The 11,495-nt window shown below is 63.6% G+C and carries 8 protein-coding genes and 4 pseudogenes; 9 read left to right on the forward strand and 3 right to left on the reverse strand.

The window, feature by feature from the left end; translation table 11 throughout:
* Window positions 1-884: 884 nt before the first annotated feature.
* On the forward strand, window positions 885-2,804 hold the full coding sequence (locus ACVIW0_RS06140; protein ID WP_461351525.1) for a methyl-accepting chemotaxis protein: 1,920 nt from the start codon (window positions 885-887) through the stop codon (window positions 2,802-2,804).
* A gap of 75 nt (window positions 2,805-2,879) precedes the next feature.
* On the forward strand, window positions 2,880-3,140 hold the full coding sequence (locus ACVIW0_RS06145; protein ID WP_461351526.1) for a hypothetical protein: 261 nt from the start codon (window positions 2,880-2,882) through the stop codon (window positions 3,138-3,140).
* A 220-nt stretch (window positions 3,141-3,360) separates the two neighbouring features.
* On the opposite strand, the pseudogene ACVIW0_RS06150 reads toward ACVIW0_RS06145, so the two are convergent.
* Window positions 3,361-3,522, reverse strand: a pseudogene (locus ACVIW0_RS06150) (DNA ligase); the annotation flags it as partial.
* Between the two features lie 132 nt (window positions 3,523-3,654).
* Between ACVIW0_RS06150 and ACVIW0_RS06155 the strand changes: the two are divergent.
* Window positions 3,655-3,833 (forward strand): annotated as a pseudogene (locus tag ACVIW0_RS06155) (DUF3606 domain-containing protein).
* Window positions 3,834-3,876: 43 nt separating this feature from the next.
* Here ACVIW0_RS06155 and ACVIW0_RS06160 read toward each other — a convergent pair.
* Both ACVIW0_RS06160 and ACVIW0_RS06165 read right to left on the reverse strand, forming a co-directional pair.
* Window positions 3,877-4,107: pseudogene (locus ACVIW0_RS06160) on the reverse strand (hypothetical protein).
* A 345-nt stretch (window positions 4,108-4,452) separates the two neighbouring features.
* A pseudogene (locus ACVIW0_RS06165) lies at window positions 4,453-4,563 on the reverse strand (phospholipase effector Tle1 domain-containing protein); the annotation flags it as partial.
* Between the two features lie 724 nt (window positions 4,564-5,287).
* Here ACVIW0_RS06165 and ACVIW0_RS06170 point away from each other — a divergent pair.
* The 6 genes from ACVIW0_RS06170 (at window position 5,288) to ACVIW0_RS06195 (ending at window position 11,489) form a co-directional block, all read left to right on the forward strand.
* Window positions 5,288-6,490: a cytochrome P450 gene (locus tag ACVIW0_RS06170; protein ID WP_461351527.1), complete on the forward strand. Its 1,203-nt coding sequence runs from the start codon at window positions 5,288-5,290 to the stop codon at window positions 6,488-6,490.
* Window positions 6,491-6,583: 93 nt separating this feature from the next.
* A complete protein-coding gene (locus ACVIW0_RS06175) occupies window positions 6,584-7,873 on the forward strand; it encodes a cytochrome P450 (protein ID WP_461351528.1) in 1,290 nt (429 codons plus the stop codon).
* A 1-nt stretch (window position 7,874) separates the two neighbouring features.
* Window positions 7,875-8,183, forward strand: coding sequence for a ferredoxin (locus tag ACVIW0_RS06180; protein WP_461351529.1), 309 nt, complete (start codon window positions 7,875-7,877; stop codon window positions 8,181-8,183).
* On the forward strand, window positions 8,170-9,015 hold the full coding sequence (locus tag ACVIW0_RS06185; protein ID WP_461357255.1) for an SDR family oxidoreductase: 846 nt from the start codon (window positions 8,170-8,172) through the stop codon (window positions 9,013-9,015). The genes ACVIW0_RS06180 and ACVIW0_RS06185 overlap by 14 nt, the downstream gene beginning before the upstream one ends.
* On the forward strand, window positions 9,015-10,358 hold the full coding sequence (locus ACVIW0_RS06190; RefSeq protein WP_461351530.1) for a cytochrome P450: 1,344 nt from the start codon (window positions 9,015-9,017) through the stop codon (window positions 10,356-10,358). The genes ACVIW0_RS06185 and ACVIW0_RS06190 overlap by 1 nt, the downstream gene beginning before the upstream one ends.
* 132 nt (window positions 10,359-10,490) lie before the next feature.
* Entirely contained in the window at window positions 10,491-11,489 is a 999-nt protein-coding gene (locus tag ACVIW0_RS06195; protein ID WP_461357256.1) for a polyprenyl synthetase family protein, read from the forward strand.
* Window positions 11,490-11,495: the final 6 nt, after the last annotated feature.

Here is an 11,495-nt window from a genome sequence, read left to right on the forward strand (position 1 = left end):
CTCGCTACAGTCGGCCTTTTCGTAAGCGTCCAGCTGGGAATCCCCACACTTCCGGGAGCGTCGCGAAATGGCGCATCGAAACCGACCAGGGCAGCTATGGGGCGATCGCTACTCGCCGTCGTGATCGACGCCCGCTGCCGGGACAGGTATCGCGCTTCTCTCTTCCATGCAGCGCGAATTGATTTTTCGCTTTGGCTGTCCCGGGGACTATGCAAGCGCGTCTTCCAAATGAGCCAGAATATCCGTCTATCCTAGGCGTCCGCGGAGTTGCTCGCAACGGGGCGGCGAAGTACTCCCCACCTTCGTCCGTTCAGTACAATTTGTGTCTCGGGAAGTGCAGTGCGTCACGGAAGTCTCCGAGCAATGAATAGAGTGCATTGTTACCGGGATGCCAATGACGCGCGTCGGTACTTGCGGAAAGTGATTTTCCGCGGTGATTGGCTGCGGAGGCATCGAGCCAGCTGGCGATCTTTTTCATTGTTATCAGAATAGTTCGCGTCCGAATCGGAACGCTTGTCGGTGTGTTGTGCCGCTTATCGGCGAACTTCGCGTCACGCTCGCATCTTTTCTGCAAAGGTGGCCGATGATCGGCCTATCGCGGGCATGATGTTGCCGTTGCCGGAGAGTGCTCGTAGTTCATGTCGATCAGAACGCATAGTGCGACTTCAGATTTTTGAAATCAATCTGACCTATGGAGCCGGTCAACATCGGCCGAACGGACCAGGTCAACAACTTCCGTCTAGCCAATACCGACCAACGCCCGTCGGCGCCGTGTTCACCGACACGACCGCGGGGCACGAACTCTTTCAAGGGGTAACATGAGAGAAGTTGCGACGAGGAACGGCGGGTCATCGAGGCGTTTTCGCATCGGGTTGCGCAGCCAAATGGCGCTGCTCGGGATGTCCGGGGTCCTTGTTACCGGCGTGATCTGCGCCGGCGCCCTGACTTACGCGCGTCTTGTTCAGAGCGAATCAAACGACAACAACAAATTCAAGGATCATGTCGCATCCCTGTCACAGAGCTTCCTGGAGTCGCGACAAATCGCAAACGACTTCCTCCGCAAACCAAGTGATATCTTGATCAAGAACCATGCCGAGAATTACGAACGGCAGCTTTCTGACATCGATTACGTTGAAACGTTTGCAGCGACGTTGCCCGATAACGATCCGCTCAAGCAGGTCACGTCCCTGCGCTCCGTGATCGGTCTCTACGCAACGCGCTTTCATAATGTTGTCTCCGCCCAACGCAATCTCGGCTTCAATGAAAATGAGGGGTTTCAGGGCAAGCTGCGCGGTGCCGTTCACGACGTCGAGCAGCGGCTGAAAGAGCTAAACCAGCCACGCCTCACCACCTTGATGTTACTGATGCGCCGGCACGAGAAGGATTTCATCTTGCGCGGCGAGGATAAATATGGCGATCAACTGGTCGATCAGGAGGCGGTATTCGAGACCGCGCTTGCTCAAGCCAACCTGCCAGAGGAGGCGAAATCCCAGATCCTCGACCTGGTCCACGCATACAAATCGGGTTTCGTTGCGTTCATGGTTACACAGCAAGCGCTGAATGACCAGGTGGAGGATCTCGGACATATCTACGACCGTGTCCGTCCGGCGCTCGTGAAGATCATGGACGCGGCCGGGGCCCGTTCGCAGGTTGCTGAAGTCCATGCTGAAGAGATCCGGCAGACCCTCATCTGGGTAATTGGACTTTCAACGGTTCTTGTAGGGCTCACCGCAGTGTTGTTCGGCCAGCGCATCGCCAAAACAGTGGCTTCGATGACAGCGGCCATGCGCCAGCTCGGCGAGGGGCGGTTCGACGTCGTTTTGCCAGGACTCGGCCGAAAGGACGAGCTCGGCGAGATGGCCGAAGCGGTCGAAATGTTCAAGCTGAAAGCCCGCCAGAAGGCGCGGGCCGAGGTCGATGCGAGCGCCGAGCTGGATCGTGTCGCTGCCGAACGGCGTAAGGCCGATATCGCGCGGCTCGCCGGTGAGTTCGAAAGCGCGGTGGGTCAGATTATCGGCGCCGTCTCATCCGCATCATCAGAGCTCGAAGCGTCCGCGCGCAGCCTTACCGGCGCGGCCGATCGCGGCAAGCAACTCTCCGTCGAGGTCGCATCTTCATCGGGAGAGACTTCCGCCAACGTTCAGCACCTCGCTGACGCTACCGGCGAAATGGCAGGAACCATCGCCACCATCGGCCGGCAGGTCGACCAGGTGGCCAGTATGTCGCACGAAGCGGTTCGTATGGCGCAACTGAGCGACCAGCGAATATCCGGTCTGGCGGTCGCGGCGGAGCGGATAGGCGGCGTCGTTCAGCTGATCGCCGCGATCGCACGGCAGACAAATCTGCTCGCGCTGAACGCCACCATCGAGGCTGCACGCGCCGGAGGCTTCGGCAAGGGATTCGCGATCGTTGCGCAGGAAGTGAAATCTCTCGCGACGCAGACCGCCCATGCCACCGCTGAGATCAGCGAACACATCGGCGGAATACAGGCTGCGACACGTGATTCGGTCGGGACTATTGCCGAAATTGGCGGCCTCATCGGACGCATCTCGGAGATTGCGGGGAACGTGGTGGAGGCCATCGGAAAGCAGGAGACGACCAGCCAAAGCATCGCACTCAACGTGCAGGAAGCCGCAGCCAGGACGACGCAGGTGGCGACAAGCGCCGGTGAGGTCACTAAGGGCGCAAAGCTGACCGGGGAGGCTTCGGCGGGAGTGCTAAGGTCTGCCGAACTGCTTTCTGAGGAAGGTACTCGGCTGAAGCGCGAGCTGGACGACTTCCTCGCTAGAATCCAGGCGGCGTAGGTTGGGGGAGGGGTAGACCGAAAAGCATCCAGATCAGCATGCGAATTGCAGACAGGCGCTACTTGGTCGTCAACAATGGCCGTTGTGACTGGCGGCTTCTCGCCGACTCAGGCTAAGCAGTTCGTGCGCAAATCCAATATGAGACGAAACAAGATGGTTGCTGCCGCCCGCAAGATGCCGACTTCAGGCTTCGCGATCGAAGTCGATGGCCTGTTAAAAGCTGAGTTTGCAACGAAAGAGGGCGCCAGGGCCGGCGGAGAAGAACTGAAGAGACGCTTTCCCAAGCTTCGGGTCAGGATCTATGACGCGCAGACGCATGCGCGTGAGGAAATCTAGAGCCTCAGATTCAAGCCCGGGTCACTTCTTCCGCTTGGCGCGTGCGGCCGATGCCGCAACGGGCTCTCCTGAACCGAGCCGCGCAGCGTCTCGGCTATGCGGGTTCATCCCTCGCGCAAGGACTCATGAAGCTCCTCCGCGGGGGCACTCTGGAAAGGGGCCCGCCGTCATGGCGTATGCCGGCGTGGCTATCACTGCCCGTTGCCGGGTACCGCTATTGGATCTTCTTAAGTTCGGCTTTGCGCTGAAAGAGCGGGAGTCGGATGTCGCATGGGCTCTTCAGATAGAGCAGATCGAACGCTACGAGGATGATGCTCTTCGATTTGCCCTTGAGCTCGTTCTGCAGGACCGAGAAGTCGGTCGTGCCGTCGGCCGCCGGTAGCTGTTGGCTTTACGCTGAAAAGGCACAGGAAGAACTCAACGTTGCAGCCGATTCAAATTGGCACAGTTCGAATCGTTCCAGAACCTGCGAATCCCTGTCGCGGTGCTTTCAATGTCACAACAGGAGGCACCGATGGCTGCAGCGAAGAAGAGCAACACGGCGCGCGGACGAAGCAGGACCGGCCGCGGGTGGCAGGCGGGCAGGACTACGAAGTGCAGTACGAGGCGAAGAAGACCGGAAAGTCGGCGCCGGCGGTCAAGAAGGCCGTCAAAAAGGTCGGCGACGCGCGCAAGCGGATGGAGAAACAGTAGGCCGCTGAGTCAGAGACGAATTGGCGTAGATGCTAAGTGCCGGTCATCCTCGTTGGGGGCATTCTGGACAGGTGTCTCCAATCGAGTCCAGAGACGCCTATTGGCGGGTTTCGACGGGCGATATTGAAGGCCCGCTCTCGTGCATGCGGACTGGCGCGGTCCTGCATCCAAGCGTGCTCCTCGCACTCGCGGATGGGCCCGCTTCCCGGAGCACGTGGATCTCCCATCCGCGCAGCGTCCGTATTGTCGGCCTTCGTTCAGTAGTCATCAGCATTGAAGTAGGCTCCGAATACGACGAATCCTGTGGTCCGCCATCTGTTCCGGCTCCTCGCACAAGGCTGGATTCCCAGTAAGCAGAGGACAAGGTTTCCCCGTTTCTGAGATCCCTGTGAAAGATGCCGGGCGGTTCTTGTAGGATGGCCTGCATCACGTTCGCTTAGGTCTTTGCGCGTGCAGGCAGAGCCGCACCGCGCTCTCGTGTTGGGGGGGGGACGGCCCCTGACTTGCAGTCAAAAGTGACCGAGTTCGCGCTTGTCGTGCCAGGGACCAAGCGATCCGCATTCAGCTTCAGAAATCTATCGTGTACCTTGATGCCGAATCCGCCGCGTCCCTTGCGGTCGGGAAAGGTCTCGGCCGCATGCGCCATCCAACTCAGCGAGATGTCGGAGAGGCGGGTTTCATTTTCGGGATAACTACCGTCGACATCGAAGTGGTTTCCTGCGAACCACATTCCACAACCAATCCGGTTGTTTGAAATCCCTGCAAGGCCGCCCCGCACATTCAGCGCGAGAGCGGGCCTTTGTCTGGCACTTGCTGCGCCATTGTCGGCATTGAGACTCAATGCCAGAAACCTGACATACGCGCGCTACGAAGTGCCTGCTGAGCCTGCGAACTCACCTCGGCACGCGATTTGCTCTGTTCACGGCATCATCACCGATCGCGGTGCGATGATCTTCGGGACGGACACGGCGCGCGTCGCCGCTCGCGTTTGGTCCATTCCGACGGTTTGCTGTGGCATGACTTGGCGCTCGGTAGTGGACCGAGAAATGCAGGGAAGGGTTGGATGCGATCTAGAGTTCTTCTTTTGGGAGCCAGCGAAACCGCCACCGGAAAAGTGCGACTGCACCGCAGGCTATATTGGCGGGCAAGTTGATGGCGGGTACCTCGAGCCTCCTTCACCAATCCTTACGGTCAGCCCATCTTGGCGATGCCGACAGGTTCGATGTCATGCGTCGGAGCAACCCGCACCTGCCGTTCGGCTAGGGCTCCCTTCTGCCTGAGCGTGCGCTGGGACGACTGGAATTGCGATGAGCCTTCTTCGCGCCACTCGTGCGGATGGGGGATCTGGTGCGGACCAACGTCGCGGAGGCTATCGTCTACCTACCGTCTTCGCTGCCTGCGGCTCCTATCGGTCACCTTCCGCCCGTTCATCGCTTAGAGAGTGATGTGCCACCATGTCCGAACAATCCTTGCCGACGCTGCCGATGTGGCGCGTCGATCACATCGAGCCTTCGCCGGAGATGTTGGCGCTACGCGCGAACGGTCCGATCCACCGCGTACGCTTCCCGTCCGGACACGAAGGCTGGTGGGTGACAGGCTATGACGAGGCCAAGGCGGTGCTGTCCGACGCGGCATTCCGGCCCGCGGGAATGCCGCCGGCGGCATTCACCCCGGATTCGGTGATTCTCGGTTCGCCGGGCTGGCTGGTGTCGCACGAGGGGGGCGAGCATGCCCGGTTACGCACGATCGTGGCACCGGCCTTCAGCAACCGCCGGGTGAAGCTGCTCGCGCAGCAGGTCGAAGCGATCGCCGCGCAGTTGTTTGAGAAACTAGCGGCCCAGCCTCAGCCCGCCGACCTGAGGCGCCACCTCTCCTTTCCGCTTCCGGCCATGGTCATCAGCGCGCTGATGGGCGTGCCCTATGAGGATCACGCCTTTTTCGCCCGGCTGTCCGACGAGGTGATGACGCACCAGCATGAAAGCGGCCCGCGCAGTGCGTCGCGCCGGGCCTGGGAAGAGCTGCGCGCCTACATGCGCGGCAAGATGCGCGACAAGCACCAGACTGCGGGTGACAACCTGCTGACGGATCTGCTCGCGGCGGTCGACCAGGGCAAGGCGACCGAGGAAGAGGCGGTCGGCCTTGCGGCGGGCATGCTGGTGGCGGGGCACGAGAGCACCGTCGCGCAGATCGAATTCGGCCTGCTGGCCATGTTCCGCCATCCGCAACAGCGCGAACGCCTGGTCGGCGATCCGTCCCTGGTGGACAAGGCGGTGGAGGAAATCCTGCGCATGTACCCGCCGGGCGCGGGCTGGGACGGCATCATGCGCTATCCGAGGACCGACGTGACCATCGCGGGCGTGGATATTCCCGCGGAGAGCAAAGTGTTGGTCGGCCTGCCGGCGACGTCGTTCGATTCGGGCCATTTCGATGACCCGGAAATCTTCGATATCGAACGCCAGGAAGAGCCGCACCTGGCGTTCTCCTACGGGCCGCACTCTTGCATCGGCGGGGCGCTGGCCAGGCTGGAACTCAAGGCGGTGTTTGGTTCGATCTTCCAGCGCTTTCCCGCGCTGCGTCTGGCCGTGGCGCCTGAAGAACTGAAGTTGCGCAAGGAGATCATTACTGGCGGCTTCGAGGAATTCCCGGTGCTCTGGTGATGCACGGACGCCAACGCTGATCGCGATCTCTCCGCAATTTGCCGGCGCGCCTGGGGCGCGCCGGTTAGATCAAGCCCCCGACAGGTAATCAGGATGCACGTGCTAGAAACCAGGGCAGCATACCGGGACGCCTTCGCCGAACTGGCGTCGCCGGCGTGCATCCACGACCCGTATCCGTTCATGCGGTGGTTGCGCGAGCACGATCCGGTGCATCGCGCGGCGTCGGGCCTCTTTCTGTTGAGCCGCCACGCCGACATTTACTGGGCGCTCAAGGCCACGGGCGATGCGTTTCGGGGACCGGCGCCAGGCGAACTGGCGCGCTATTTCCCGCATGCGGCGACAAGCCTGTCGCTCAATCTGCTGGCGTCCACGCTAGCGATGAAGAACCCACCGGCGCATACGCGTCTGCGCCGGCTGATCTCGCGCGATTTCACCATGCGCCAGATCGACGACTTGCGGCCGAGCATCGCGCGCATCGTCGCCGCGCGCCTGGACGGCATGGCGCCCGCACTGGAGCGCGGGGAGGCCGTGGACCTGCATCGGGAATTCGCGCTGGCCTTGCCCATGCTGGTCTTCGCCGAACTGTTTGGCATGCCCCAGGACGACATGTTCGGGCTCGCCGCCGGCATCGGCGCCATTCTGGAAGGCCTGAGCCCGCACGCCAGCGATTCCCAGCTCGCCGCGGCGGACGCGGCCAGTTCCAGAGTGAAGGCCTATTTCGGCGGCCTCATACAATGCAAGCGCACCGATCCCCGCCACGACATCGTGTCGATGCTCGTCGGCGCACACGACGATGATGCCGACACGCTGTCGGATGCGGAGTTGATCAGCATGTTGTGGGGCATGCTGCTCGGCGGCTTCGCCACCACTGCTGCCACCATCGACCATGCGGTCCTGGCGATGTTGGCGTATCCCCAACAGAGGCACTGGCTGCAGGGAGACACCGTGGGGGTGAAGGCGTTCGTCGAAGAAGTTCTGCGCTGCGACGCGCCCGCGATGTTCAGCTCCATTCCGCGTATCGCTCAGCGCGACATCGAACTGGGCGGCGTGATGATCCCGAAGAACACGGACGTGCGCGTGCTGATCGCGTCCGGCAATCGCGACCCGGACGCCTTCGCCGATCCCGATCGCTTCGATCCGGCGCGGTTCTACGGCACCAGTCCAGGTATGTCGACCGACGGGCAGATCATGCTGAGCTTCGGCCACGGCATTCACTTCTGCCTCGGTGCGCAACTGGCCCGGGTGCAGTTGGCCGAGAGCCTGCCGCGGATCCAGGCCCGTTTCCCCACGCTGGCATTGGCCGGGCAGCCGACCCGGGAGCCCTCCGCGTTCCTTCGGACGTTCCGCGCGCTGCCGGTGCGGCTGCATGCGCAGCGGAGCTGAGATGCGCGTCGTGGTCGACCAGGATCTGTGCGGAACCAGCGGGCAGTGCGTGCTGACGCTGCCGGGCACCTTTCGTCAGCGCGAATCGGACGGCGTGGCCGAAGTATGCGTGGCGACGGTCCCGCACGCGCTGCACGCCGCCTTGAGGCTGGCGGCGAGCCAGTGCCCAGTCGCCGCCATTCGGGTCATCGAAAGCGACGCTGGCGATGACGAGCGCGGCAGCGCCGACCCTGTGCCTTCTACACTGGAGGCCGAGCGGCATGCCGCAAGAGACCAACGCCACCCAGGAGGGCACGATGGGACGATTTGAAGACAAGGTGGCCGTGGTGACCGGTGCCGGCGCCGGTATCGGCAAGGCATGCGCCCTCGCTATCGCGCGCGAGGGAGGCAGGGTAATGGTCGCCGACATTGATGGCTCGGCGGCCATCGCCTGCACCGCGCAAATTGCATCCGAGGCGGACCGCGCGCTGGCCTCGGCCACAGACATCGCCGATGCGCAGGCGGTGGCTGCGCTGTTCGAAACGGCGGAGCGGCACTTCGGTGGGGTCGACCTGCTGGTGAACAACGCGAGCGCCATGCATCTGACTCCGCGCGACCGAGCGATCCTCGACCTCGACCTGGCGGTCTGGGATCAGACAATGGCGACCAATCTGCGCGGCACGTTGCTCTGCTGCCGGCAGGCCATCCCACGGATGATCGCCCGCGGTGGTGGCGCGATCGTCAACATGTCGTCGTGCCAGGGGCTCAGCGGTGACACCGCGCAGACGTCCTACGCCGCGTCGAAGGCGGCGATGAACATGCTGTCCGCCTCGCTTGCAACCCAGTACGGTCATGCGCAGATCCGCTGCAACGCGGTTGCGCCGGGTCTCATCATGACCGATCGTCTCCTCGCCAAGCTGGACGAGTGCACGCAATGGCATCTGCGCCGGCACCAGCTCCTGCCGCGCGTCGGCCGCCCCGAAGACGTGGCCGCGCTGGTGGCGTTCCTGCTCTCCGACGATGCTGCGTTCATTACTGGCCAGGTCGTGTGCATCGACGGCGGCATGCTGGCGCATGTGCCGACGTACGCCGATGGTGGCAACAGCCGCGCCGCGCGGCCTTCCGGCAAGACCGCCGAAGCGGACGCGTCGCGGGGCTGCTGATGGACATGTTGCTCAACCCGCTGAACCGTCGGCATCGGCTGCGGCACGACATCCCGGTCGTGCCGGGCGCTTTCCCCTTGGTCGGACATCTTCCCGCCGTCGTCTGCGACCTGCCGCGCCTGCTGCGGCGCGCGGAACGGACGCTGGGCAGCCACTTCTGGCTGGATTTCGGCCCTGCCGGACATCTGATGACCAGTCTGGATCCGGACGCTCTCGCACTGCTCCGGCACAAGGACGTGTCCTCGGCGCTGATCGAAGACATCGCGCCCGAATTGTTTGGCGGAACGTTGGTTGCCCAGGACGGCATCGCGCACCGGCAGGCGCGCGACGCGATCCAGGTGGCGCTTCTGCCCAAGGGACTGACCCAGGCCGGCATCGGCGAGCTGTTCGCGCCCGTCATCCGGGCGCGCGTGCAGAGGTGGCGCGACCGCGGCGACGTAACCATCCTGCGCGAAACCGGCGATCTGATGCTCAAGCTCATCTTCAGTCTCATGGGAATCCCCGCGCAGGACCTGGCGGGATGGCATCGCAAATACCGGCAACTGCTGCAGCTGATCGTCGCGCCCCCGGTCGACCTGCCCGGACTGCCATTGCGGCGCGGCCGCGCCGCCCGCGACTGGATCGATGCGCGGTTGCGCGAGTTCGTCCGCGCCGCGCGTGAACATGCCTCGCGCACCGGGTTGATCAACGACATGGTGAGCGCCTTTGATCGCAGCAACGATGCGCTTTCCGATGACGTCCTGGTCGCCAATATCCGCTTGCTGCTGCTTGGCGGGCACGACACCACCGCCTCGACGATGGCCTGGATGGTGATCGAGCTGGCGCGGCAGCCTGGGCTGTGGGACGCCCTGGTCGAGGAGGCGCAACGCGTGGGTGCGGTGCCGACCCGGCACGCGGACCTGGCGCAGTGTCCGGTTGCCGAGGCGCTGTTCCGCGAGACGCTGCGCGTACATCCGGCGACGCCGCTCCTGGTGCGTCGCGCAGTGCGTGAATTGCGAGTCGGCCAACGGCGCATTCCCGCGGGCACCGATCTGTGCGTCCCGCTGCTGCATTTCTCGACCTCGGCGCTGCTGCACGAGGCGCCTGATCAGTTTCGGCTGGCGCGGTGGCTGCAACGCACCGAGCCGATCCGGCCGATGGACATGCTGCAGTTCGGTACCGGTCCGCACGTCTGCATGGGCTACCACCTGGCATGGCTGGAACTGGTGCAGTTCTGCATCGCCTTGGCGCTGACCATGCACGAGGCCGGGGTGCGGCCGCGGTTGCTGAGCGACGCCGAAAAAGGCCGGCGCTATTACCCGACCGCACATCCGTCCATGACTATGCGCATCGGATTCTCATGAGCTGGCATCGCAAGCGCATGTGGCGAGGCAGCGGCGCCGGCGCCGCGCGGCAACGCTGCACTCGGCGCGCCCACGGTGCGACGCCGACAACACCTCGGTGGCCCGCTTGTCGGAGACAAGGACATGAACAACATGCAGACCGGTTCCACGCCACAGGACGACAGAACTGGTGATTCCGCGCTCGGCGGATTGGGCGCGCCGGCGCGCGGCGCATCCGGCGGGCTGCTGCCCGAGATCTGGATGCAGGACGGTGCAAAGCGGGTCGAACAGGTGCTGGCGCGCCTTCTCTTTGTCGAACGTGACGGCGAGACCGAGCTGATGGCCGCGATGCGCTACGCCACCTTGCATGGCGGGAAGCGCACCCGTGCCTTGCTCTGCCTGGCTGCCGGCGCATTGTCCGACACGCCGGCGCACATGCTCGAGGGCGTCGGCGCTGCCATCGAGATGATGCACGCTTGCACCCTGGTGCACGACGATCTGCCGGCGATGGACGACGACGTGCTTCGCCGCGGCCTTCCGACCGTGCACGTCAAGTTCGGTGAAGCTACTGCGATCCTGGTCGGCGATGCGTTGCAGGCGCACGCCTTTCTGACCCTGACGAGCCTGGATGCGCCGGGCGACCACCGTATCGCGCTCGTGCGCGAACTGGCGCAGGCGGTGTCCGCCGAGGGTGCCGCAGGCGGGCAGGCCATCGATCTGTCGCTGGTTGGAAAGCACGTGGAGCTGGACAGGATCGTGGCGATGTACCGGATGAAGAGCGGAGCGCTAGTGCGCGCGTCCGTTCGCATGGGCGCGCTATGTGCCATCGCGGAGGATGCCGCGCACGCTCGGCTGTACTGTGCGCTCGATCGCTACGGCGCCTGTTTCGGCCTGGCGTTGCAGGTGATCGACGACATTCTCGACGTGACAGCGAATACCGCGACGCTGGGCAAGACCCCCGGCAAGGATGCGGCGGCGCAGAAGCCGACCTGCGCGTCGATCATGGGACTGCAGGCAGCGCGCCAGTTCGCGCTGGATTTGTTGCGCGATGCCGGGGAGGCCATCGCGCCGCTGGGGCCGGGTACAGAACGCTTGGCGCAAATCCTGCAGCAGGCCAACGCGTATCTGTTCAAGCACGCGCCATGCGCATGAGCGTGC

The sequence above is a fragment of the Bradyrhizobium sp. USDA 4454 genome, from assembly GCF_054822705.1.